At 57.3% G+C, this 23,841-nt stretch carries 28 protein-coding genes and 1 tRNA gene; 17 read left to right on the top strand and 12 right to left on the bottom strand.

Features of this window, described 5'->3' with window-relative positions; all coding sequences use genetic code 11:
- Positions 1-129 precede the first annotated feature (129 nt).
- Positions 130-1,203 carry an alpha/beta hydrolase family protein gene (locus tag AGR13A_RS00915; protein WP_080836408.1) on the top strand — a complete coding sequence of 358 codons (1,074 nt, stop codon included), beginning with the start codon at positions 130-132 and terminating at the stop codon, positions 1,201-1,203.
- A gap of 18 nt (positions 1,204-1,221) precedes the next feature.
- Here the strand turns inward: AGR13A_RS00915 and AGR13A_RS00910 are convergent, their stop codons facing one another.
- From AGR13A_RS00910 to AGR13A_RS00900, 3 genes are all read right to left on the bottom strand, one after another.
- A complete protein-coding gene (locus AGR13A_RS00910) occupies positions 1,222-1,740 on the bottom strand; it encodes a GNAT family N-acetyltransferase (protein ID WP_080833158.1) in 519 nt (172 codons plus the stop codon).
- A 20-nt stretch (positions 1,741-1,760) separates the two neighbouring features.
- Entirely contained in the window at positions 1,761-2,342 is a 582-nt protein-coding gene (locus AGR13A_RS00905) for a helix-turn-helix domain-containing protein (protein WP_080833156.1), read from the bottom strand.
- Between the two features lie 97 nt (positions 2,343-2,439).
- Positions 2,440-2,841 carry a ketosteroid isomerase-related protein gene (locus tag AGR13A_RS00900; RefSeq protein ID WP_035219388.1) on the bottom strand — a complete coding sequence of 134 codons (402 nt, stop codon included), beginning with the start codon at positions 2,839-2,841 and terminating at the stop codon, positions 2,440-2,442.
- Between the two features lie 73 nt (positions 2,842-2,914).
- On the opposite strand from AGR13A_RS00900, the gene AGR13A_RS00895 reads away from it, so the two are divergent.
- The 3 genes from AGR13A_RS00895 to lepA all read left to right on the top strand — a co-directional run bounded on the left by AGR13A_RS00895 (position 2,915) and on the right by lepA (position 6,289).
- The gene (locus tag AGR13A_RS00895; RefSeq protein ID WP_167377368.1) at positions 2,915-3,523 is read left to right on the top strand and encodes a GNAT family N-acetyltransferase; all 609 of its coding nucleotides are present in this window, start codon (positions 2,915-2,917) and stop codon (positions 3,521-3,523) included.
- Entirely contained in the window at positions 3,520-4,389 is an 870-nt protein-coding gene (locus AGR13A_RS00890) for a carbon-nitrogen hydrolase family protein (RefSeq protein ID WP_080833152.1), read from the top strand. The genes AGR13A_RS00895 and AGR13A_RS00890 overlap by 4 nt, the downstream gene beginning before the upstream one ends.
- A 61-nt stretch (positions 4,390-4,450) precedes the next feature.
- Complete coding sequence (gene lepA, locus AGR13A_RS00885; protein ID WP_167377505.1) at positions 4,451-6,289, top strand: translation elongation factor 4; 1,839 nt, start codon at positions 4,451-4,453, stop codon at positions 6,287-6,289.
- A gap of 100 nt (positions 6,290-6,389) precedes the next feature.
- Here the strand turns inward: lepA and AGR13A_RS00880 are convergent, their stop codons facing one another.
- The gene (locus AGR13A_RS00880; RefSeq protein WP_080833147.1) at positions 6,390-6,944 is read right to left on the bottom strand and encodes a hypothetical protein; all 555 of its coding nucleotides are present in this window, start codon (positions 6,942-6,944) and stop codon (positions 6,390-6,392) included.
- Between the two features lie 571 nt (positions 6,945-7,515).
- On the opposite strand from AGR13A_RS00880, the gene AGR13A_RS00875 reads away from it, so the two are divergent.
- Both AGR13A_RS00875 and AGR13A_RS00870 read left to right on the top strand, forming a co-directional pair.
- Positions 7,516-7,713, top strand: a complete 198-nt coding sequence (locus AGR13A_RS00875; protein ID WP_080833145.1) for a hypothetical protein — start codon at positions 7,516-7,518, stop codon at positions 7,711-7,713.
- 15 nt (positions 7,714-7,728) lie between these two features.
- Positions 7,729-7,956, top strand: coding sequence for a DUF2188 domain-containing protein (locus AGR13A_RS00870; protein ID WP_080833143.1), 228 nt, complete (start codon positions 7,729-7,731; stop codon positions 7,954-7,956).
- A gap of 63 nt (positions 7,957-8,019) precedes the next feature.
- Here AGR13A_RS00870 and AGR13A_RS00865 read toward each other — a convergent pair whose 3' ends face one another.
- A complete protein-coding gene (locus AGR13A_RS00865) occupies positions 8,020-8,910 on the bottom strand; it encodes an NAD(P)/FAD-dependent oxidoreductase (protein ID WP_080833141.1) in 891 nt (296 codons plus the stop codon).
- A 155-nt stretch (positions 8,911-9,065) separates the two neighbouring features.
- Between AGR13A_RS00865 and AGR13A_RS00860 the strand changes: the two genes are divergently transcribed.
- Positions 9,066-9,524 carry an Rrf2 family transcriptional regulator gene (locus tag AGR13A_RS00860; protein WP_080833139.1) on the top strand — a complete coding sequence of 153 codons (459 nt, stop codon included), beginning with the start codon at positions 9,066-9,068 and terminating at the stop codon, positions 9,522-9,524.
- A 62-nt stretch (positions 9,525-9,586) separates the two neighbouring features.
- Here AGR13A_RS00860 and AGR13A_RS00855 read toward each other — a convergent pair whose 3' ends face one another.
- Both AGR13A_RS00855 and AGR13A_RS00850 read right to left on the bottom strand, forming a co-directional pair.
- Positions 9,587-9,904 (bottom strand): hypothetical protein, encoded by a 318-nt coding sequence (locus AGR13A_RS00855; protein WP_035219405.1) that lies wholly within the window; start codon positions 9,902-9,904, stop codon positions 9,587-9,589.
- Positions 9,905-9,997: 93 nt separating this feature from the next.
- Entirely contained in the window at positions 9,998-11,386 is a 1,389-nt protein-coding gene (locus tag AGR13A_RS00850) for an aminotransferase-like domain-containing protein (protein WP_167377367.1), read from the bottom strand.
- Between the two features lie 117 nt (positions 11,387-11,503).
- Between AGR13A_RS00850 and AGR13A_RS00845 the strand changes: the two genes are divergently transcribed.
- Entirely contained in the window at positions 11,504-12,379 is an 876-nt protein-coding gene (locus AGR13A_RS00845) for a DMT family transporter (protein ID WP_080833135.1), read from the top strand.
- Between the two features lie 12 nt (positions 12,380-12,391).
- Here AGR13A_RS00845 and AGR13A_RS00840 read toward each other — a convergent pair whose 3' ends face one another.
- The 4 genes from AGR13A_RS00840 to AGR13A_RS00825 all read right to left on the bottom strand — a co-directional run bounded on the left by AGR13A_RS00840 (position 12,392) and on the right by AGR13A_RS00825 (position 15,230).
- Complete coding sequence (locus tag AGR13A_RS00840; protein WP_080833133.1) at positions 12,392-13,501, bottom strand: glycoside hydrolase family 25 protein; 1,110 nt, start codon at positions 13,499-13,501, stop codon at positions 12,392-12,394.
- A 177-nt stretch (positions 13,502-13,678) separates the two neighbouring features.
- On the bottom strand, positions 13,679-13,867 hold the full coding sequence (locus AGR13A_RS00835) for a YegP family protein (RefSeq protein WP_035219412.1): 189 nt from the start codon (positions 13,865-13,867) through the stop codon (positions 13,679-13,681).
- 84 nt (positions 13,868-13,951) lie between these two features.
- Positions 13,952-14,650 (bottom strand): type 1 glutamine amidotransferase, encoded by a 699-nt coding sequence (locus tag AGR13A_RS00830; protein WP_167377366.1) that lies wholly within the window; start codon positions 14,648-14,650, stop codon positions 13,952-13,954.
- 130 nt (positions 14,651-14,780) lie between these two features.
- Entirely contained in the window at positions 14,781-15,230 is a 450-nt protein-coding gene (locus tag AGR13A_RS00825) for a DoxX family protein (RefSeq protein WP_035219419.1), read from the bottom strand.
- Between the two features lie 133 nt (positions 15,231-15,363).
- Here AGR13A_RS00825 and AGR13A_RS00820 point away from each other — a divergent pair, with 133 nt between their 5' ends.
- Together AGR13A_RS00820 and AGR13A_RS00815 are read left to right on the top strand one after the other, a co-directional pair.
- Complete coding sequence (locus AGR13A_RS00820; RefSeq protein ID WP_080836405.1) at positions 15,364-15,669, top strand: SelT/SelW/SelH family protein; 306 nt, start codon at positions 15,364-15,366, stop codon at positions 15,667-15,669.
- A gap of 120 nt (positions 15,670-15,789) precedes the next feature.
- Positions 15,790-15,876: transfer RNA gene (locus AGR13A_RS00815), tRNA-Leu, on the top strand.
- 242 nt (positions 15,877-16,118) lie between these two features.
- Here AGR13A_RS00815 and AGR13A_RS00810 read toward each other — a convergent pair.
- Entirely contained in the window at positions 16,119-16,529 is a 411-nt protein-coding gene (locus AGR13A_RS00810) for a pilus assembly protein N-terminal domain-containing protein (protein ID WP_167377365.1), read from the bottom strand.
- Between the two features lie 413 nt (positions 16,530-16,942).
- Here AGR13A_RS00810 and AGR13A_RS00805 point away from each other — a divergent pair, with 413 nt between their 5' ends.
- From AGR13A_RS00805 to AGR13A_RS00775, 7 genes are all read left to right on the top strand, one after another.
- Positions 16,943-17,131, top strand: coding sequence for a Flp family type IVb pilin (locus AGR13A_RS00805; RefSeq protein WP_035219443.1), 189 nt, complete (start codon positions 16,943-16,945; stop codon positions 17,129-17,131).
- Between the two features lie 123 nt (positions 17,132-17,254).
- Entirely contained in the window at positions 17,255-17,767 is a 513-nt protein-coding gene (locus AGR13A_RS00800; RefSeq protein WP_080833128.1) for an A24 family peptidase, read from the top strand.
- Positions 17,768-17,881: 114 nt separating this feature from the next.
- Positions 17,882-18,688 (top strand): Flp pilus assembly protein CpaB, encoded by an 807-nt coding sequence (cpaB, locus tag AGR13A_RS00795; protein ID WP_035219447.1) that lies wholly within the window; start codon positions 17,882-17,884, stop codon positions 18,686-18,688.
- Positions 18,685-20,268, top strand: a complete 1,584-nt coding sequence (locus tag AGR13A_RS00790; RefSeq protein WP_080833125.1) for a type II and III secretion system protein family protein — start codon at positions 18,685-18,687, stop codon at positions 20,266-20,268. Before cpaB ends, AGR13A_RS00790 begins: the two co-directional genes overlap by 4 nt.
- Before the next feature lie 56 nt (positions 20,269-20,324).
- Positions 20,325-21,014, top strand: a complete 690-nt coding sequence (locus AGR13A_RS00785; protein WP_035219450.1) for a CpaD family pilus assembly protein — start codon at positions 20,325-20,327, stop codon at positions 21,012-21,014.
- Between the two features lie 34 nt (positions 21,015-21,048).
- On the top strand, positions 21,049-22,332 hold the full coding sequence (locus AGR13A_RS00780) for an AAA family ATPase (protein WP_035219460.1): 1,284 nt from the start codon (positions 21,049-21,051) through the stop codon (positions 22,330-22,332).
- Between the two features lie 33 nt (positions 22,333-22,365).
- Complete coding sequence (locus tag AGR13A_RS00775) at positions 22,366-23,841, top strand: CpaF family protein (protein ID WP_035219463.1); 1,476 nt, start codon at positions 22,366-22,368, stop codon at positions 23,839-23,841.

Genomic DNA, 23,841 nt, shown 5'->3' with positions numbered 1-23,841 from the left:
AACAACGGCCTACATCGCCAATTCATGGACCAGATCGCGTTTCGGGACGACCTTTAACACGATCAAGGACGCAAAAAATATGTGGCGGCGCAGATTGAACCCCGTTCTTTCCAACTGCACGAGGTTTTCATGCGCCCTGTCACCACCATCACGACCATCCTGTTTTCCGCTCTCGTCACCCAGCCTGTTCTTGCAGGCGAGGCTGTCGGCGTCAGCGAAACCACCATCCATTCGCCAGCACGCGGCAAGGACCTTGCCGTCACGGTTTGGTATCCATCCGACGGAAAGGGCACGCAGACGCTTTCCGGCGATGACCGGATTTTTCAGGGCACGCCAATGGTCAAGGATGGCGCCGTGAAACCGGGGCGCCTGCCGCTTGTGCTTCTGTCCCACGGCTCGGGTTCACGAGTGTCCGGTATGGCATGGATCGCTGCGAAACTTGCGAGCGAAGGTTTCATTGTCGCCGGAGCCAACCACCCCGGCACCACCAGCGGCGATTCCACACCCGCCGATACACCGAAAATCTGGGAGCGAACGGACGATCTCTCCACGATTGTCACTGTTCTAACGGCAAAGGGCAAATGGTCGAGTGCGATCGACGCGCAGAGGATCGGCGTGCTCGGCTTTTCGCTCGGCGGCAGCACGGCGATGGAGATTTCGGGTGCGCGCGCCGATCTCGATGCCTATGCGCGCTATTGCAAAGACTATTCCACGATGATGGATTGCCAATGGTTCGCCGGTGGCCGGGGTTATCTCAATGGCGAGGCGGTCGACGTGCCGAAGCTCGATCTCGGGACCCTCGACAAGGCCCGTTTCGAGCAGCAGAACCGCGATCCCCGCATCCGTTCCGCAGTGCTGGTCGATCCCGGTCTGGCCCTCGCCTTTCAGCCTGATAGCCTGAAGCAGATCGATATTCCGCTGACCTTCATCAATCTGGGCAGCAAGGGCAAAATTCCGCCCGCCGTGCTTGCGGATAAACTCGCGGACGAAGTGCCCGGCGCAACATATCAGCAGGTGGACGAGGCCAATCATTTCAGCTTCCTGCCGCTATGCAAACCGGATGCCGACGCCTTTCTCAAATCCGTCGGCGAGCGCGATCCGATCTGCGAACCGGCCGGACCACGGGACCGTGCGGATATTCACGCGCAATTGGAGACGATGATCGCTGCCGCCTTCAACCGCACGCTTAAGCCGGGTCAGTAAGGCGGCAGACTGAGAGGCCTAGCCGATCCGCTTGTAAAACAGGGTCGTGCCGCAAAAGCGTCCATCCGGAAACAGGGCGTAATCGGGGATGACGCCGACCCGCTCCCAGCCGAGACGAGGATAAATCGCCTCGGCATCGCTGCCCGTGGCCGTATCCAGCACCAAAAGGGTACGACCACGTTTTGCCGCCTCCTCTTCCACCTTTTGCATGAGTTTGCGGGCAAGCCCGAGGCCTCTCGCGGACGGATGAACGAGGAGCTTCATAAGATCGCCGCGATGCGGCTGGTTGGGTTTGGAGGCAAGGCCGACCTGCACGGTGCCCACCACCCTGCCATCCACCTCCACCACCACGTGAATGGTGCTGCCCTCGCCTGCCGCTTCTGCAACGGCCTGCCAGAAAGGCTGCGCATCCTGCGGCGAAAAGGGCAACATGAAGCCGACGGAGGCGCCGCCGTTCACGCAGGCAGCCAGAACCTCACAGAGTTCGGGCAAGACATCGATGGTCTCTTGTCCGTTCAATACACGGATGGTGGTCATATTAACTCCTGTCGGGGAAATCAGCGCTGTCTTTGATCCAGCACGACGGCATAACGGGCGGGTTTTTCGGTAGGATTGTGGAAAACATGCCCCTCGCCAACCGGCATGAAAAGGCAATCGCCGGGCTCCAGCCGGTGAACGTCTCCGCCGCTCGTCATTTCCAGCACACCTTCGAAAAGCCAGACATATTGCGTCATCCCCCGGCTCGCCGCATGCGGTGGGAAACCCACGCGCGCGCCGGGCGGAAATTCGACTTCAACGATGTCGACATCGGATCCCACGCGCGGTGGGGAAATGGTGCGGCGGACATAACCGGTCTCCGGATCTTTCCAGAGCTGCTGATCACGCTTTTTCATGAGCGGGGAAACAGCCTCTTCGTTTTCGGCGAAGAAACCGGAGAGCGACAGGCCAAGGGCTGCGCAGATACGGGCCAGCAGCGAGGCCGTGGGGCTCGCCTCGCCGCGCTCGATCCGGGAAATCATGGCGCGGCTGACGCCGGATTCGGACGCAAGCCGGTCCAGCGTCAGGCCGTTTTCAGCCCGCAATGTTTTGATCCGCTCGCCGATAGAGCGTTCAAGAATATGATCTTCGTTTTCCATCATATGAGAATTGCACTCTCATATGATGGAGTCAATATCCATGATAGTGGAAATTGATCATCGTGTTTGCCGCCGGTTGCTTGGCAGCAAAATGGGTGTCTCAGGCGCCAACCTGGGCAATCCAGTCGTTCAGATTATAGTAGTTCGTTACTCGACTAACTTTCCCGTCCTTGAGATCAAAGAAGGCACCGGCTGGCAGGACGTATTTCTGGCCATCGGCTTCGGGCAAACCTTCATCGGTTGCGAGATATTCGCCGTTCACGATGAATTCCGCGGAAGCACGCTTGCCGTCGTCGCTCGCCATGATGACCATGTCGGTGAGATTTTCCTTATAGCAGCGGTTCATGTGGTCCATGAAGGAGGCGAAGGCGGCCTTGCCGGTCTGGCGCTCGCCCTGATTGATGTCGTGCACCACCTCATCGTGAAGAAGCGCCAGAAAGGCATCCATGTCCTGACGGTTGAAGGCATCGTAGTAAGCGCGGATGGTCTCTGTGGCGGTCATCGTCTTCTCCGTTCAATGCTTGCGCGGGTTTTCCATGACGGTATAACCAGTGCAACCGAAAGTGAAAATGCCCATGACCGTCGAAATCAAGTCTCTTTCCGGCATCGACGCCGCCCCCTATTTCGATGACCTGGCGCGGCTGCGGATCGAAGTATTTCGCGCCTTTCCCTATCTCTATGATGGCTCGCTGGACTATGAGCGCAACTATCTCGCGACCTATGCCGATACGGACGGCGCGGTTTTCGTGCTGGCGCTCGATCACGGCAAAGTGGTCGGCATGTCGACTGGCATGCCGATGGCGGCAGAGACCGAAGAGGTAAAGACGCCCTTCGTCAAAGCGGGTTACGATCCGGACCGGATATTCTACTTCGGTGAAAGCGTGCTGCTGCCCGGCTATCGCGGCCTTGGCGTCGGCGTGCGCTTCTTTGAGGAGCGAGAGGCGCATGCAAGACGGCTCGGCTTCGAGCGGTGCACTTTCTGCGCGGTGGAGCGGCCCGCAGACCATCCACGCCGGCCGGCGGACTACGTTCCGCTGAACGCCTTCTGGGAAAAGCGCGGCTATCGCCATCACCCTGAACTGCGCACCAGCTTCACATGGCAGGACCTCGACGAGAGCGCCGAGAGCCCGAAACCCCTGTCCTTCTGGATGAAGAACATCGCTGCAGGAGACGGAAACAGATGACCCGAGTTGCCGCCAGCCAATATGCCATCGAACTGATCGAGACATGGGAGGCTTACGCCGCACATCTTTCCGCCATTGTCCGAGAAGCGAAAGAAAAGGGTGCCGAGCTGCTGCTTTTGCCGGAATATTCGGCGATGACGCTGACAGGACAATTGCCGCCCGATATCCGAGCCGATCTGCATCGTTCCATAGAAGAACTTCAACGACTGATCCCCTCCTGGGTGGAGCTTTGCGAGGAGCTGGCGCGGCAACATCAAATCCTCTTCCAGCCGGGCAGCGCGCCGGTGAAGGACCCCGACGGCAAGTTCCGCAACCGCGCATGGCTGTTCGGCCCGGATGGGCTGATCGGTTATCAGGACAAGCAGATCATGACCCGTTTCGAGCGGGAGCAATGGAACATTCATGCCGGCATCGAGGGCCTGAAAGCCTTCGAGACGCCAATCGGCAGGCTCGGCATCCTCATCTGTTACGACAACGAGTTTCCGATGCTGGGCCGCAGGCTGGCGGAACTCGGCGTCGAACTCGTTCTCGCCCCCAGCTGCACCGACACGCTGGCGGGCGCTTACAGGGTGCGGATCGGCGCGCAGGCACGGGCGCTGGAAAATCAATATGCCGTTCTTTCCGCCCCCACGGCGGGGGAAGCCCCATGGTCTCCCGCCGTCGATGAGAATCGTGGCCGCGCCGCCCTTTACGTGCCGTCCGACTACGGCATGCCCGCATCCGGTATCGTCGCGGAAAGCGAAAGCGATGCGGTGACACAGAGCACGCTTCTGATTGCCGATATCGATCTTGCCGCTGTCGCAAGGCTCCGCACCGAAGGACAGGTGGCCACCCGCCGCGACTGGCCGGAGCAATTTGCGATCTGAAAAGCCCATTTTAAAGGGCTTTTAACCAAATTCCCGCTTTGCGGTGTGACAAGCCCCTGCTATAGCGCGGGACATGAGCACAAATTCGACCCGCACGCCCCTGGACCATATCCGCAACTTCTCGATCGTTGCCCACATCGATCATGGCAAATCGACGCTGGCCGACCGGTTGATCCAGTCGACGGGCGGCCTTGCCGAACGCGACATGTCGGAACAGGTTCTCGATTCGATGGATATCGAGCGCGAACGCGGCATCACCATCAAGGCCCAGACCGTACGCCTGCATTACAAGGCGAATAACGGCGAGACCTATGTGCTGAACCTCATCGACACCCCCGGCCACGTCGACTTCGCCTATGAAGTGTCCCGCTCGCTTTCGGCCTGTGAAGGTTCGCTGCTGGTGGTGGACGCATCGCAGGGCGTGGAAGCCCAGACGCTCGCCAACGTCTATCAGGCGATCGACAATGATCACGAGCTGGTCACCGTACTCAACAAGATCGACCTGCCGGCGGCCGAGCCCGACCGCATCAAGGAGCAGATCGAAGAAGTGATCGGCATCGATGCGTCTGACGCCGTGATGATTTCGGCCAAGACCGGTCTTGGCATTCCCGATGTTCTGGAAGCCATCGTCAACCGCCTGCCGCCGCCGACAAGCGAGGTTGGCGAAAACGGACCGCTGAAGGCGCTGCTGGTCGACAGCTGGTACGACACCTATCTCGGCGTCATGGTTCTCGTGCGCGTCATCGACGGTGTGCTGAGCAAGGGCCAGCAGATCCGCATGATGGGCTCCGGCGCGAAATACGGCATCGAGCGTGTTGGCGTGCTGACGCCGAAGATGGTCAATGTCGACAGCCTCGGCCCCGGCGAGATCGGTTTCATCACCGCCTCGATCAAGGAAGTCGCCGATACGCGTGTTGGCGACACCATCACCGACGACAAGCGCCCGACGGCGCAGGCCCTGCCCGGCTTCAAGCCGGCGCAGCCCGTGGTGTTCTGCGGCCTCTTCCCGGTCGACGCGGCCGACTTCGAAGATTTGCGCGCGGCGGTGGGCAAGCTTCGTCTCAACGACGCCTCCTTCTCCTTCGAAATGGAATCCTCCGCCGCCCTCGGCTTCGGTTTCCGCTGCGGCTTCCTCGGCCTGCTGCATCTCGAGATCATTCAGGAACGCCTTGAGCGCGAGTTCAATCTCGATCTCGTCGCCACGGCGCCTTCGGTTGTCTATGAAATGACACTGACGGATGGCACGGAGAAGGAACTGCACAACCCGGCCGATATGCCTGACGTTGTGAAGATCAAGGAAATCCGCGAGCCGTGGATCAAGGCGACGATCCTGACGCCCGACGAATATCTCGGCGGCATCCTGAAACTCTGTCAGGACCGGCGCGGCCTGCAGACGGAGCTGACCTATGTCGGCAACCGCGCGATGATCACCTATGAACTGCCGCTCAACGAAGTGGTGTTCGATTTCTACGACCGGCTGAAATCCATCTCCAAGGGTTACGCCTCGTTCGACTACAACATCATCGACTATCGCGAAGGCGATCTCGTCAAGATGTCGATCCTCGTCAACGGCGATCCGGTGGATGCGCTGTCGATGCTGGTGCACCGCTCGGCGGCTGACCGGCGCGGACGCGGCATGTGCGAAAAGCTGAAGGAACTCATTCCGCCGCACATGTTCCAGATCCCGATCCAGGCGGCCATCGGCGGCAAGGTCATCGCCCGCGAAACCGTACGCGCGCTGCGCAAGGACGTGACGGCGAAGTGCTATGGCGGCGACGCGACGCGCAAACGCAAGCTTCTGGACAAGCAGAAGGAAGGCAAGAAGCGCATGCGCCAGTTCGGCAAGGTGGAAATTCCGCAGGAAGCCTTCATCGCTGCGCTGAAGATGAACGACGAGTGATGCATCTGAATGCTACAAAAGCGTGGCGCGACAGCAGGCAGCGCGCTACGCTAGTTTAACCTGCACCTACTAGAAGTAACCGGAAAATCCGCCGCTAACACTAATCAAGAATTGCCATAGCACGTATCACGTTCGCTATCCTTGACGCCTCTGATTGAGTTAAATCGTGAGGTATACCCTGCACATAAACCGTCAAATCAGCGCGAACGGGTATCGGCAAAATCAACGTGGCAACCGGCGGCGGTGTTTGAGTGTTTAGTGTCGGTGAAGAAGCAAGCGGCGTAGTATTTTCTTTTTGCGCTCTATTGGCTGGTCGTGAATTCTCACGTGCTTTTCTACCGTTGCCTGTGCTTGGCCTAAATGCCATCGGATTTTCAACATAACTAAGAAAATCATCGATAGCAGACCTCACCCTACTCTTATAGGTGGCCAAGCTGTCGCCGGTATATTTCATTCCATTTAGGTTCTGAAAACGACGCATCACATCGTCCAGATCAATCATGGACACATCTTTCGCCTCCTCGCTGTCCAGAATCCCCAGAACATTGTTAACGGCCGCCTTTCTTGAGGAGGCTGTTGTCTTGTTCATGAGTCCCTTGCGAGCGAGATAGTCGAGAAAACCAAGCAACGCGTCTTTAGATTTTTGACCAGTCATCTTCCGACTCCTATTTATCTTATTATTACAGAGCCACTCAAACGCGTCAACGGCTCTAGTGACTCGCCATCCATTGGGACGAAAGCTGACTCAGACAACAATGATGACTACAGAAATCCAAAAACAGACAGACATAAACATCATAACACATTGTATAATATCATTTTTTTATGAACAATTTACGTCTATCAGTATATTAAAGATTGACACAGACAAATTAATCTCATGATTTTTTTGTCTGAATTTTTAAAAATCACGCATTTATCGCCGTAAATGGATTGACTCCACGGAAGTACCGATCAAGTATTGTTGCAAAGGAGAATCACATGGAAAGAATTGCACTAGCTGACCGCACCAACGAGCACCGTCGCGGTTGGCAGTAACAAAAAGGGCCACAAAGCAGGAAGGCTGGTACCCGACCTGAAATGTGACCCATGGTGTCAGCGGACAAGCCCAAATCCGTTGGACGGAATAACTGGGAATGCCGATATCTGAAGCACTTAACACTTTCAGAATCGCATTTTCCGGTCTCCGTTTCAAGAGGGCATTCCGTCGTAGTCAGGAGAATATAATGACCAACGACAATATGCCGAGCTACACGCTCACTTTTGATGACGCCATCCAGATTTGGCTTCGCCACTGGAAGGGTGAATTCCAGAACCGGATTGCAGCGAGTTTCGATGTCAATCCGGGCCGCGTTAATGATGTCCTTAAAGAGCGGAAATATGTCGGCAGCCGTGAAGCGGCCCTCTCCCGGCGTTCCGCGTGACGAAAGGTTCTGAACATGACGAATAAACGCAATCAGCACGTTGTTCCTCATCCCGATGGCTGGGCCGTAAAAGGTGCCGGCGCAGAACGGGCAACGAGGGTGGTGGAAACCCAACGTGAAGCAATCGATATTGCCCGCGGAATCGCACAAAATCAGGCAACGGAAATGCTTATCCATGGAGAAAACGGTCGTATTCGCGAGCGTAACTCCTATGGAAATGACCCGTATCCGCCGAAGGGCTGATTGATCTTTTTGCCGGTACTGGTGGCCTTTAAGAGGCCACCAGTTTTATAAATTCCCTTTACTTCATATCTCCGGGAACATGATCGACCTGTGAGCCGCAGTCCCTGCCATAGCGCCGTCGCCTACAGAAAGGGCGACCGAGCCGGCGGGCCTTGCCACATCGCCGCAGGCGAAGACGCCGCGGGCCGTGGTCTGTTTCATAGCGTCCGTCACGATGCTCGATCCCATCGGCCCCTCTTCCACCCTGCAGCCGAGCTTTTCGATCCAGCCGGCGGGAATTTTCAAGCTCGGTTGAGTGAAAAGGCCGGCCAATCCGATGCTGCGTCCGTCTGCGAGAACGACATCGGCATGTCCTGCGATTTCCTTGATGCGGTCCTTTTCCACTCGCACGCCCCGCGCCGACAACAGTGCATCCTGTTCGGCATCGGGCGCGAAGACGCCATTGGTAAAAAAGGTCGTCTCACCCCAGTCCGGCAGCATCAGCGCATGGTGTATCGCGAGCGGCGAGGCCGCGATGACGCCGATCTTGCCCTGGTTCAGTTCGTACCCATGGCAATAGGGGCAGTGGAAGACAGTGCTGCCCCAGCGCTCTTTCAGCCCAACTATATCAGGCAATTTGTCGGTAACGCCCATGGCAAGGATGAGGCGGGCCGCCCTCTCGCGACGGTCGCCATCGATCTCAACGACGAAATCGTCAAAGACCCCTGCGGCATTCGTCACCCTGCCCTGTAACCAATCTATCGTCGGATAGCGCTCGATCTGATGGCGCGCCTCGGCGATGATTTCTCCCGGAGCCTTGCCATCCTGTCCGAGAAACCCGTGGGAATGGCTGGCGAAGCGGTTTCTTCGCTCGCCTGCATCCACCACCAGGATGTTTTTTCTGGCGCGGCCAAGCTGCAAGGCGGCGGAGAGGCCGGCATAGCTGCCGCCAATGATGATGACGTCGTATTTCATGATGCACCTATCGTTTCAAAGCCGAGCCGGAAGCGCTCGCTCGATTTCACGATACTTATATTGTTACGTGATTTTTGGAGTCAATAGTCATGCAACTTATATTGTTACGTCATTCTAAAACTGGTAGCGTCGTGCAAAACAGGCGGGCTTCAGCAATGAGACACGACACGCGTCTTTCACGGGTGCTGCATATTCTGATCCATATGGAAAAACATGAGGGCGCCGCGACCTCCGAGAGCATCGCCGCCATGCTTCAGACCAATCCGGTGGTGGTGCGCAGAACCATGGCGGGCCTGCGCGAGCACGGTTACGTGTCCTCGGAAAAGGGTCATGGCGGCGGCTGGGTGCTGGCGCGGCCGCTCAGCGAAATCACGCTGCTCGATATCTATCGGGCACTTGGCACTCCCGAACTCTTCTCAATCGGTCTGGCCGGCGACAATCCGAACTGTGTCATTGAGCAGGCCGTCAATGCAGCGCTTTTCGATGCCATGAGGGAGGCGGAGACAATTCTTCTCTCCCGGTTTGGAAGTATTGCGCTTTCAGCGCTCGCCGAAGAATCGATCGCCCGCTGGTCCAGGCTTTCCAATCACCCCTCCGCCATGGAGCAGCTTTGAGCCTTATCGCAACGAAAACCGCCTGCCGATAGGCAGGCGGTTTTATCAGATCATTAAAGCCGTTACGGCTGGGTCTGCGTACCGCCGGTGTTCGGGCTGGCCGGTGCCGTGTTGTTGGCAGGCGGCGTTGCCGGGGTCGTCGGGGTCATGGGGGCCGGCGCCTGATCCGTTACTGCGGGCGGCGTGGTTGAGGATGTCGTTGCCGGATCCGTTGTTGGGCCACTCATCTGCGACCAGGCGAAGACGCCGACCAGAACAACAACGATAATCGCCAACCACGGCATCCAGGACGGAGACGTGCGGACACGCGGGTCATTGCTGATATTCACTTCCGGACGAAGATCACGGTCCGGGCGCGGGTTGTTGGGATCGAATGTCATGGTATTCCTCCTCTTCATTCTGAGGAGAAAACGGCGTTCACGGGATTTTGTTCCGATTTGTGGCAACATGCCTGGAAACGGCACTGTTCGCCCTTATCGAAGAGCTTGCGCCAATGTTGCCAGAATCTGCGGATCGGCCATTTGCGACACGTTGAAACGCATGAAACCGGATGCGTTCTGCGAGGAGCTGAAAACATTACCGGGGGCCAGCACCACCTGCTGCGCAAGCGCCCGGCGCGCCACATCGGCGGCATCGACGCCTTCCGGCAGGCGGCACCACAAAAACATGCCCGCCTGCGGCTCGATCCAGGGCACGCATCCAATCGACTTCAAACGCGCCGATACCTCCGGCACCGCCGCGGCAAGACGCCGCCTGAGAGCCTCGACATGCTTGCGATAACTGCCATCCATCAAAAGCGACAGGACCAGCGCCGCCGAAAAATGCGCCCCACCAAAAGCGGTGGCAATCTTGAGATCGGTCAAGGCGTCCACCCATGCCACAGGCGCCGCGATGAAACCGCACCGGACGGATGCGGACAGCGTTTTCGAAAAACTGCCGATCTGAACCACACGGTTCAGACCATCGAAAGCGGCGAGCCTTGGTGCCGCCTGCGTTTCGAAATCGGCAAAAATATCGTCTTCAATGATGGTCAACCCCGCCTGTTCGGCCAGCATCAGCAGGCGATGGGCGGAAACCGCGGAAAGTCTGGCGCCTGTCGGATTATGGATAGCCGAATTGGTAATATAAAGACGCGGCGCGTGTTCTTTCAGCGCCTGCTCGAAAAGCGGCAAATCCGGCCCCGTCGGTGTATAGGGCACCCCGACGATCTTCACCCGATGCGCCCGCAAAAGGGCGTGGAAATTGAAATAACAGGGATCGTCGACAATCACCGTATCTCCCGGCTGCAGCAGGAAACGGCACAGAAGATCGATCGCCTGCGTGCCGGAATCGGTGAGCATGATCTGGCTGACGCCCGCCTGCACGCCATGTTCGGCAAGCCTGCGCGATAAAAGCTGGCGCAGGGGTAACAGCCCCATCGGGCTCGCATAGTCCGTCAGCAACACGGCATCTGCCCGGGCAAGCCCTCTCATCGCCCGCCTCAGCGCCTCTTGCGGCATCCATGATGCGGGAAGCCAGCCGCAACCGGGCTTGGCAAGAGCCGCCCCCTCGTCCAGCGCCTGCCGCGACACCCATAGCGGATCCACGGCCCTGTCCAGCTGCGGTTCGATATCGGCCAGAGACAGGGGCGCAAGCGGACCTGCCACAAAAAAACCGGAGCCCGGGCGAGAGCTTATGGTGCCATCCGCCACAAGTCGGTCATAGGCCTCGACAACGGTGGAGGTGGAGAGCTGCATGGCCTTTGCCAGCGCCCTGACAGACGGCAATCTGCCCCCCGGGACGAGGCTGCGCGAGGCGATGCGTTGCCGCACACTTGCCATCACCTTTTCTATGCGCGTGCCCGCAACAACCTGCCCGTCCACAATTCCCTCCAGCCGTACCGCCTGGACCACCATAACAGTTTCTTGAAATTGTACATGATTGTCGCTGTTGTCACCAGCCGTTCCGGATCAAGAAGGCAAGAGATACAGGAGATAATCATGGACAAGACGACAAGCGGCTGGCTGAGCGGCCTTATCGGGGTGGTGATATTCAGCGGCTCCCTGCCCGCCACACGCGTCGCGGTAACGGGTTTTGACCCGGTGTTCCTGACCGTCGCCCGCGCCTCTATTGCCGGACTTCTGGCGCTCGCTTTGCTTCTTCTGTTCAAGCAAAAACGCCCGGTGCGCGATGATCTGACATCGCTTTTCATCGTGTCCTTCGGCGTGGTGGTGGGTTTTCCGCTTTTGACTGCATTGGCGCTGCGGCATGTGACATCGGCGCACTCCATCGTCTTCGTCGGATTGTTGCCGCTCGCAACCGCGATTTTTGCCGTGCTGCGCGGCGGCGAGCGACCTCGCCCTGTCTTCTGGTTGTTCTCCTGCTTGGGCAGCGCCCTCGTGGCGGGTTATTCATTGTGGAATTCGCTTGCCGCCGGGATTGGGGGCTCTCTTGCCGGCGATCTTCTGATGCTGGGCGCAATTATCGTCTGCGGGCTTGGTTACGCCGAAGGTGCAGCCCTTTCCCGCAAACTGGGTGGCTGGCAGGTTATCTCCTGGGCGCTGGTTCTATCCCTGCCCGTAATGCTGCCACTCAGCTTTTTCACAGGGCCGGAAACCCTTGCCGGCATCGATCCGCAGGCCTGGGGCGGCCTTGCCTATGTCTCGCTGTTCAGCATGCTGATCGGCTTTATCTTCTGGTATCGCGGGCTGGCGCTGGGCGGCATCGCCGCCGTGGGCCAATTGCAATTGCTGCAGCCGTTCTTCGGGCTGGTGCTTGCGGCAACCCTGCTGCACGAGGAGGTCAGCCCGGCAATGGTCGGCATCACGATTGTGGTGGTGCTGTGCGTTGCAGGCGCCAGAAAATTCGCACGCTGACGTCCGTCGTCCTCAGCTCGAGCGACGGTCCACCCAGCGATGCCAGGCATCCTCGCTGCCGTTGAAGACGTTGAGGTCGATGCGGCCATCGACGCCGTGCGACAGGCCGGAGCCGGAATATTGCCAGAACAGCCACTTGCGGCCCGGATAAACAACGGACGGGTGCTGCGCCACGGCACGAAGCCAGAAGGGATAATCCTGGAACTCGCCGGTCAGATTGTCCTTATAGAAATCAGGGGCCGTGTAGATGATCGGCCGCTGCCCGTAGTGGCGCTCCAGCTTGTCCATGAATACGCGCATCTTTTCCAGAACGCGTTCGCGGGAATGGCGCATCTTGCAGCTCGATTCGCCGTTATATTCCACGTCGATGACAGGCGGCAGCGCATCGGGATCGCGCGGAACATTGCGAATGAACCAGTCCGCCTGCTCGCTGGCAGAACGGCACCAATAGAAGAAGTGATAGGCGCCACGGCGGATGCCGGCTTCCTTTGAACGCTGCCAGTTGGTGCGGAACATCGGATCGAGATGATCGCCGCCATCCGTCGCCTTGATGAATGCGAAATTGGCGCCGCGCGTGCGCAGTTGCGGCCAATTTATATTGGCCTGCCAGCGGGATACATCCACCCCATGGACCTGGAAATGGCGCGGCTGGACCCTGCCGAAATTGATGGGTTTTGCATCGCTGAAGCTGGAGCGGAAGATGCGCGAGCGAATCTGGGCGCCAGCGCCGGCCGCCGGGGCTGCAGCCATGGCCAATTGTACCGGGCGCTCCATCTGGTTGATCGTGGGGCGCTCCGCCGGCCGCACCATTCCGGCCTGGGACGGGGCAGGCAAACGGATTTCAGGTGCACTCTGCGACAGGGGTGCTTTGGGTGTGACAGCGGAAAAGGCTCTTGGCTCTTCAGGCACCGGTCCACCCCATGCCAGGACTTCCTGCCTTGGCTGGGCGGCGATGGCCTGGGTGCCGACGCTCGCCTGCGGCACCGGCGCGGACGGAGTGACCGAACTCGTCGTTTCCTTCGAGGGCAAACCGGCCATCAGGCTTTCCGGCCCGGAACTGGACGTACAGCCACCAAGCAGAAGGCAACCGAAGAGAAGTGCTGGCACAGCCGATGAACGCATGAGAACCCGTACGCAAAACAATCGGGGGCACTCTGACGCCGCCCGGAGACCTCGAAATACAATTGCTAACGGAAGATTATCAAAAAAGACTGAATCTTATCTTTACGCCGGCACCTGCCAATGCGCCCGTCAATTCTGGCAGGCCGAAAGCAGCGAGGTCTCACGAAACGGGTCTGTTCAGGCGGTCATGGTCGTCAGATCGACGGTATTGGCGCCGGGAGAATTTTTCTTGATCGACTCAATTGCGTGAATGGCCGATGCCTTCGCCTTGTATCCTTCGGATGAAAACATCGTTTCCCCGTTGGATGCCTTGAAGCGAAAGCGATATTCCCCGGCCTTGTCCTGATAGATTTCGAATTTATACATGACGTTACGCCCCGTTTGCGAATGATGATGGACGGCGGCAATTCTGAGCGGCCTCCGTTCTTTTCGCAACCGATAATTGCTCCGTCAGATGAGGCCCACCCAGGCACGGGCAATTTCCAGACCGGCCGCGTCGGCCACCTCTGCGCGCTGGCCCTGATGGTCACGGTAATTTTCAAGCCAGCCGGGCGCCATTTTCTCGATGGAAGCCGGGAATGACTGGCACCATCCATCGACCACGGAGGTCGATGCCTCGAAATGAAATTGCGTGCCATAGGCGGCCCGGCCGATACGAAAGGCCTGATTTCGCGTCGCATCATTGGTGGCAAGCCGTGTCGCCTCGGGCGGAAGGGTGAATGTATCGCAATGCCACTGGAAAATGGAGAATGTCTTTTTGAGCCCTGCCAATAGAGGATCGGACATGCCCTCCTCCGTGAGCGATACGTCTTCCCAGCCGAATTCGGGCGGCCCGGCCAGAATATTCTCTCCCCCATAGGCGCGCGCCAGCAACTGGCTGCCAAGGCAGACGCCCATCACGGCCTTGTTCGCATCGCCAAAGGCTTTCATCAGAAGCGCAAGTTCCGGAAGATAGGGGTAAAGTGTATCATCAAGGGCGTTCTGCTCGCCGCCCAGAACGATAAGTGCATCATGATCATGCGCACCGGCAGGAAGAGGCTCACCCGCATAGGCGTGGATGACATGCACATCTGCCTTTACCTCTTGCAGAGCGACACCGAGTTGGCCATGCGGCGTGCCCGCCATGTTTTCGATAATTGCAACGCGCATGGGGCCTCTTTCGACAAAAGTGGGTTCAATCGGCGCAAATAACCGAGTGAACCCACCTTCACCATGAGAAAACCGGTTTTTCAAGTGGCGCTATATCGTCAACGGGACAATAAGCCCGGCCTGATCCGCCTCAGAACTCCCGTGACAGTCTCGCATCGGCGGAATGCCGGTTACCACCGCGAACGGCAAAGAACAGGAAGATCGCCGCCCAGAGAATCGACTTTTCCGCACCGCCCAGGCCTTCCGCCTTTACGATGCCGTGGAAATAGACAGTTACCAAAAGGACGATCATGGCTGCAAATGACGCCGGCCGCGTGAACAGACCGATAGCCACCAGAATGCCACCGAAAAATTCCGTGGCGGCCAAGAGCGGCGACCAGAATATGCCGGGATAAAAACCAAGGCTCTCCACCATACCGACCGCCCCGAAAGGATTGACGATCTTGCCGAAGCCATGGGTGACAAGCAGAAGCCCGGCCGTGACACGCAGGATGGTCTCCACCAGGTCATGTGTCGAGTTATAGAGCGGTGCGACCGCCGGAACGAAAAGACGCTCACGATTATTATCGAACTGGGCCATAGGATCTCCACGTTTCAGCCTTCGATGGCTTATCTGTTTGCAAAGCAGCATGATAAGAACAAGCGTGCGCCCGGTAAAAACATGAGTATTATAGTTGACATTATCGTGACCGGGCGTTGAAGGAGACATGATGATGACCGAGACCAAACCCCGAATCAGCATTCGCTACTGCACACAATGCAACTGGCTGCTTCGTGCAGGCTGGATGGCCCAGGAAATTTTACAGACCTTCGCTTCCGATGTCGGCGAAGTCAGCCTTATTCCTTCAACGGGTGGCCAGTTCGAGATCGCTGTCGACGGCGAAACCATATGGGAGCGCAAACGCGATGGTGGTTTTCCCGGCGCAAAAGAACTCAAACAGAGAATCCGCGATGTCATCGACCCGGAGCGCGACCTCGGTCACGTCGACCGGACGAAGCATGAAGGGCTCGACAATTGACGCGGCAAAATGTTTCAACAGCCCGCAACCAAGTTTTTTCCCTTTAAAATCAATGATCGTCATAAAAGTTCAAAAAGTCTGTTGACACCGGGCGGCTGCCCTCGTACATCGCTCTCCGTCGCCCAGATGGCGGAATTGGTAGACGCGCCAGCTTCAGGTGCTGGTACTCGAAAGGGTGTGGAGGTTCGAGTCCTCTTCTGGGCACCATTCCATTTTTGATCTTAGCCAGATCAAATACTTAAACGAAAAAACTGCAACATATAGTCCTCCTGCGAAACGCCGGAGAACATGTTGCGGTTTTTCGTTTTGCTGACGATCAGCACCAATTTTCCCTGCAAAAAATGCTGCACATAGCGAGCGCCAGACCTCCGCTATTTTTGACACGATGCCTGCCATCCCCTGATTGGGGACTGCGACCAGTTCAGCTTTTAGAGGCAGTTCGAGACCCGTTACGGCTGGGCGTCTTTGTCGCCACTGTTTTGCGAGTGCTGCTCACAATTGGGCGTACAGGAAAGCACTGTCCGCTCGGTCTGGCGAAATACGCGAACCGTGTTGCCCTCATCGATGGAAACGAGAATGCGTTCATCCACGATCGGATTGCCTTCCGCATCGAGAAGAACGAGATTTGTCGTGCCGAAACTACGGCCGGTAAGAACGATCGTGGTGGCGTCGGCAACGGTTGCATCGGCGACCTTCGAGTTGCCGACGATAACCTTGCTCACGGGACGATCAAGGCGAAGGACACGGGCGTGATTCATCGACACACGCAATATATCTTCCTGAGCAAAAACGGGTTGCAGCGCCCCTGCCAGAATGACGGACACGCCGACCACAATTTTCGCCAGTTTTCCGGATGACACGCGTTTGGCCCCTGCTCACTACCCGCACTCTGATGCCACATAGAATGCGGGGTTTTAGTGAATGAAGCGTTAAATGGTGGAAATGTGAGATACGGGCGGTAACCATGTGTAATTGAAGTCATTTCCGACCCCGTCCATCCCGCGTCAAAACTGAACACATATGTCTCATTGAGAGAGCGCTTTTCCCGAAATGGAAAACAACTTGTCGCGGCATATATTTGTTTCTCAGGAAATATAAAAATACAGGAAATACTTTTTATCTTTATTTACCAAAAGAAACTCATCCCGACGTTTACTTTGGATTAATCGTTTTTTTTAAGTGCTTGGAAATTGCTCGGCTGTAGTTTGAACCCAACCGAACAACGGAAAACAGTTGTCGGCGTGCTGAACCAAACAAGAGTTAGGAGATACTCATGACCAAGATTTTTGCTCGTTTCCTCAAGGACGAATCTGGCGCCACGGCAATTGAATATGGCCTGATCGCCGCCCTGCTTTCCGTTGCCATCATTGGCGGCGCCACAACCGTTGGCACCCGCCTGAATGCGCTCTTCACCAGCATCGGAACGAAGATGACGACTGCTGCGACCGAAGCGGCAAAGTAAGAGCTATTTAGCTTAATCTGGTGGCCGCTCCTGAACCGAGCGGCCACCTTAGCCGTTTGTCACTATGGTTGTTCCAACATTTGCCACTACCGTAAATGCTAAATCCCTGACGGAATTAACCACATGATCGTAGCCGCAATTTTCCTGATATTGCCTCTGTGCCTCGCCTTTGCCGCGCTGAACGATCTCTTCAGCATGACCATACCCAATAGAATATCGCTTGTACTTCTATTGTCTTTTATCTTGGTCGCACCGTTATCGGGCATGGACTGGCAAACTTTCGCAATGAGCCTCGTGGCTGGCGCAGCTGTCCTGTTCGCCTGTTTTGCGCTGTTTGCCGCCAACGTCATGGGCGGTGGAGACGCAAAGCTACTCACGGCTGCGGCTGTGTGGTTCGGATTCAACCCCGCACTCGCTGAGTTTCTGCTCGCGGTAACTTTTATTGGCGGTGTGTTAACACTGGGCATCCTGCTCTTGCGATCGCGATCGCAGGAAATAATGGCGGTGGGTATTCCAATCCCGGATTCTCTCCTGGTAGCAAAAAAAATCCCCTATGGTATCGGCATCGCTATAGCTGGGCTTTTAACCTACGGTGAAGCACCACTTGTAAAAGCAGCCATCGCCAGTCTTTCTTGAGCCAAGCCAGGTTAAAGGCCTGTTAACTACAAATCCAAGCATAATATTAACCATAATTATACCAATCGCACGCCATCCTGAGGGGAGAAAATTTGATTCCCTCAAGGATCGGGCATGAAACCGTCGCGTATCGTCATTCTATCCGTTGCCCTTGTCGCTGCCGGTCTTGCAGGTCTTGTCGCCATGCAGATTTCCGGCACCAAGGAGGTCATTGAAAAAGCGGAAACGATCATCCAGAAGGAGCCGACGGTCAACGTTCTCGTTTCCTCGGTCAATCTTCCCGTCGGTAGCCGCCTGAATGACAGTTCTATGCGCTGGACGCCCTGGCCGCAGGGTAATGTCGTTGATAGCTTCATAACCGAAACCAAAAGCCCGAACGCGATCACCGAACTCACGGGCGCCGTCGTGCGGCTACCCCTGTTCGAGGGCGAACCGGTGCGTCCGGAAAAGGTCGTGGACTCCAGCACCCGCATTATGTCTTCGCTTTTGCCAGCCGGTAAACGCGCCGTGGCCACGGAAATTTCCGTCTCGACCGGCGCGGGCGGCTTCGTGCTACCGAATGACCGGGTTGACGTCATCATGGTTCGCAAGGGCGATAACGGCAACTTCCTGACCGAGAACGTCTTGAACAATGTCCGCGTTCTGGCAATCGACCAACAGATCAAAGAGGGCGAAGACGGTATTTCCGCCGTCGTGGGTGCGACCGCAACCCTGGAACTGACGCCTGAGCAGGCGAAGATCATCACTGTGGCGCAGCAGATGGCCGATCGCCTCACGCTTGCTCTGCGCTCGATCGCAGATGCACAGGAAAACGATACGCTTTCAGCGGACTATCTCCTCAACGGCGGCTCCGGCCAGCCGGAAATTCAGGTGATCAAATCCGGCTCGATCGTCAAGGGCAATCAGGGAGCATCACAATGACCGGGGGGTTCATGGCGAGACACTTAAAAAGACACCTGCGTTCATCAATGGTGGGTGGGCTTGCGTTCTGCGTGGCTTTTTCAGGCATTCCCGGAAGGCATTCGCCTGAATTCCTGCGTCTCGGCGAAGCTGCGGCACAAAGCGCCAGCATCGTACGGATCACCGAAAGCGGTACGGGTATTCGTAAACGCCTGAAACTCGGCCTCAACAAGGCGCTGGTCATTGACCTGCCGGAGGATGCCCATGACATTCTTGTTGCCGATCCAAGCCTCGCTGATGCCGTCACTCGCACGTCCAGACGGATTTATCTCTTCGGCAAATCCGTAGGACAGACCAATATTTTCATTTTCGGTGAGGGTGGTCGCGAAATTGTCAGCCTCGACCTCGAGGTGGAGCGAGATATTGTCGGGCTGGAAGCCAATATTCGTCGCTTTATTCCCGAATCCGACATCAAGGTTGAAATCGTTTCGGATAACATCGTTCTGACGGGTAGTGTCCGCACCCCGCAGGATTCAGCGCGCGCGGTACAGCTTGCCGAAGCCTTTCTGAAAGGCGGCGAAGCCACCACACGCAATATATCGCTGACCGGTGGTGACAACGGCGGAGATGCGGCGATTTTTGCTGAAAACCGCCAAGTGTCGCAAATCGTCAATATGCTGACGATCGAAGGCGAAGATCAGGTGACATTGAAGGTGACCGTCGCCGAAGTCAGCCGACAGGTGTTGAAGCAGCTCGGCTTCAACGGCTCCATCAGTAGCTCGACAAGCAATAACGGCTTCGAGTTCGCAAACCCATCCAATCTTGGAAATGCAATTAGCACTGCCTCGCGAATAGCCAGTGGTTCGATCGGTTCCGGCTCGCTCAACTTTGCTACCTATCTCAACGCCATGGAGCAGGCGGGTGTCGTGCGCACCCTTGCCGAACCCAGCCTCACCGCCATCTCCGGCGAACAGGCAAAGTTCTATGTGGGGGGAGATTTCCGTCTGCCCGCGGACCAGGAAGTCTCCATCGACAAAGACACAGGCCAGCAGACCATAACGCGCACGACCGATACGGTTGACTATGGCATCACGTTGAACTTCAGGCCGGTCGTGCTGTCGCCCGGGCGGATCAGCCTTAAAATCGAGACCAATGTTTCCGAACCAACCTATGAAGGCAATGTTGTGACCGGAAATGCGGGACGTAACATCCCGGGCACCACCTACATGTCTATTCGCAAGCGCGAGACCTCCACAACGGTCGAGCTTCCATCAGGTGGCTCAATCGTCATTGCCGGTCTGGTTCAGGACAATATCCGTCAGGCCATGTCGGGACTTCCGGGCATATCGAAAATCCCGATTTTCGGCACGCTTTTCCGCAGCAAGGATTTTCTCCGTAACGAGACGGAACTGGTCATCATCGCGACGCCCTATCTGGTGCGACCTGTCGCGCGCAACCAGATCGCCCGGCCGGACGACAACTTCAACCCGGAAAATGACGCCGCCATGTATTTCATGAACCGTGTCAACAAGGTCTATGGCCGGAAAGATCAGGTTCAGGCGGCCCCTTATCAGGGTTCAGTGGGGTTCATCTACAAATGACGGCACGCGCGCTAAATCCCCTCTTCAGAACAAGCCCGGTGGTGGCAGGAAACATCATGCAGGAAACCTCTTCCTCTTTTTCCCTTAACCTGTCCGGTAGACGCGCCGGTCTCGTCGCCATCATCGCGCTCGCTGCGGGGTTGTTGCAAGGCTGCGCACGCGATCCCTTGACGACCAATGCCATCCCCGACGACTACCGTACACGCCATCCGATCACCCTGTCGGAAGCCGAACATTCTCTGGATATTCCGGTTTCGGCGGGCGACAGCCGGCTGACCACGGCAATGGCGGACAATGTCCGCGGTTTCGCGCAGAATTATGCGTCGATGTCGACGGGCGTCATCAATATCCAGACACCGTCGGGATCAGCCAATTCGGCGGCAGCCTCAAGGATGGCGAAACAAATCCGCTCGACGCTTTCAGGCGCCGGCGTGTCCTCGGGCAAGATCGTGGAGACACGTTACGCCGCATCTCCGAACGGCGACGCTGCCCCCATTCGTTTGAGCTATGTGGCGGTCACCGCCATGACCGGGCAATGCGGCCAGTGGCCCGAAGACCTCTCGGATAACACTTTCGCCAACAAGAACTGGTACAATTTCGGGTGCGCCTCCCAGAGCAATCTTGCGGCACAGGTGGCCAATCCCATGGACCTCGTTGGTCCGCGTGGCATGAGCCCGATCGATGCGGAGCGTCGTGCGGTGGTCATCGACAACTATCGGCAAGGCAAGAATACGGCGTCGAACTGATGCTATTCCAACAATGGTCACGGCAGGAAAGACGATGAGCGCGGTAGAGTACGATATAAAATCAAGCGACGGAGCAGAGCCACAGCAGTCGGTCCGGGCTGCGGATATGGATCGCCTGCGGCCGCTGCCGCGTATATCCATTCACGCTTTCTGCGTCAGCGACAGCATGCAGGGTGTCATGGACGCATTGTCCGGCGACAGGCGCATGAGCAAGGTTACCCTGCGGGTGACCAAAGGTGATATCAATGCAGCGGCGACGATGTTTTCGGCTTCGCCCACTCCCAATCTGATCGTTCTCGAAACGGCGGGTCCACCGGCTTCGCTTCTGGACGATCTCGCCCCTCTGGCCGAGGTTTGCGACCCCTCCACCCGTGTCATCATCGTCGGCCGGCACAACGACATCACGCTTTATCGCGATCTCATCCGTAACGGCATTTCAGAATATCTTGTCGCCCCAATCAACATGGCCGATCTATTGGCCTCGATTGCGACGATCTTCGTAGATCCGGAGGCCGAACCGCTCGGTCGCAACATCGCCTTTATCGGCGCCAAAGGCGGGGTGGGCTCGTCGACGATCGCGCACAATTGCGCTTTTGGAATCTCCACCCTGTTTTCCACCGAGACCATTCTGGCGGACATGGATCTTGCCTATGGCACGGCCAATATCGATTTCGACCAGGATCCCGCCCAGGGCATGGCGGAAGCGGTGTTTTCGCCGGAACGGCTGGACGAGGTGTTTCTCGACCGTCTTCTGACGAAATGTTCCGACCATCTGTCACTGCTGGCGGCACCGTCTCTCCTCGACAGGACCTATGATCTCGATCGTCAGGCTTTTCTGCCGATCCTGGAGGTTCTGCAGCGCAGTGCGCCGGTCGCGGTTCTCGATCTTCCCCACCAATGGTGCGACTGGACGCGGGCAGTGCTGGCGGAAGCCGACGAGGTCGTGATCACGGCCGTTCCGGATCTCGCAAATCTGCGCAACACGAAGAACCTGTTCGACGCGCTGATAAAACTGAGGCCTAACGACAAGTTGCCCCATCTCATTCTCAATCAGGTGGGCATGCCGAAACGTCCGGAAATCTCTCCGGCGGATTTTCTCGATCCGTTGGAAATCGAGCCGATCGCAATCATTCCATTCGATACCCAGCTGTTCGGAAATGCCGCCAATAGCGGGCGCATGATCAGCGAGATGGATGAGAAATCCCAGATCGCGGAAACTTTCTCGCAGATCGCCCATACCATTACCGGCCGTGCCGTCCTGCGCAAAAGCAGGCGCGGCGGCCTGGACAAACTCAAGAATATTCTCAAGCGCAAATAGGTCTTCTCTTCGCGCCTATAGACGGAAACGCCGATGTTCGGAAAACGGGGGCCTGAAGGCCCAGCCAGAACCACAAAGCCGGATTTTGTTGCACCTGCCGTCGCGCAGCAGGTGTCGACTGTATCCGAACCGCGGCCTCTGGCGATAGATACCCTGGAGCCCGGCCAGTCGCCAGCAACACGACAGGCACAGGCGGCCGCACAGTCGCCGCAGAAAAAACGTGCCCGTACGGAAGATTATTACAACACCAAAAGCCAGGTGTTTTCCGCACTCATCGACACGATCGACCTTTCGCAGCTCGCCAAGCTCGATGCGGAGAGCGCGCGTGAGGAAATCCGTGATATTGTCAATGACATCATCACGATCAAGAGTTTCGCGATGTCCATCGCCGAGCAGGAAGAACTGCTCGAAGACATCTGTAACGACGTTCTTGGATACGGACCGCTGGAGCCGCTTCTCGCACGCGACGATATTGCCGATATCATGGTCAATGGTTCCGGCCAGACTTTCATCGAAGTTGGCGGCAAGACCATCGAATCCGACATTCGCTTTCGTGACAACAGTCAGCTGCTCTCCATCTGCCAGCGCATCGTCAGTCAGGTTGGCCGGCGCGTGGATGAATCGAGCCCGATCTGCGACGCCCGCCTGCCGGACGGCTCGCGTGTCAACGTCATCGCGCCGCCGCTCGCCATTGACGGTCCGGCGCTCACCATCCGAAAATTCAAGAGGGACAAGCTGACGCTTGACCAGCTCGTGCGTTTCGGGGCGATCACACCCGAAGGCGCGACATTGCTCAAGATCATCGGTCGCGTCCGCTGCAATGTCGTCATCTCGGGAGGCACGGGTTCCGGCAAGACCACGCTTCTCAACTGCCTGACAAGCTTCATCGACAGGGATGAACGTGTCATCACCTGCGAGGACACCGCCGAACTGCAACTTCAGCAGCCACATGTGGTGAGGCTGGAAACACGTCCGCCGAATATCGAAGGCGAAGGCGAGATCACCATGCGTGATCTGGTCAAGAACTGCCTTCGTATGCGTCCTGAACGCATCATCGTGGGCGAAGTGCGTGGACCGGAGGTATTCGACCTTCTGCAGGCCATGAATACCGGTCACGACGGCTCGATGGGAACGCTCCACGCCAATACGCCGCGCGAATGCCTAAGCCGTATCGAATCGATGATCGCCATGGGCGGCTTCACTTTGCCGGCGAAAACCGTCCGCGAAATCATTTCAGGCTCGATCGACATCGTCGTTCAGGCCGCGCGCCTGCGCGATGGTTCACGTCGGATAACGCAGATCACCGAAGTGATCGGCATGGAAGGCGACGTCATCGTGACCCAGGACCTGATGCGATACGAAATCGAAGGCGAAGACGCTAACGGCAAGCTGATTGGCAAGCACGTATCCACGGGTATCAGCAAGCCCCATTTCTGGGATCGCGCGCGTTACTACGGTGAGGAAAAACGTCTGGCGGCCGCGCTCGATGAAATGGAAAAGACATCCTAA

This window comes from Agrobacterium genomosp. 13 str. CFBP 6927 (assembly GCA_900012615.1).
Taxonomy (GTDB): Bacteria; Pseudomonadota; Alphaproteobacteria; order Rhizobiales; family Rhizobiaceae; genus Agrobacterium.
Note: the sequence above shows the minus strand (reverse complement) of the source record. Positions and strands in the feature narration are given on the sequence as shown.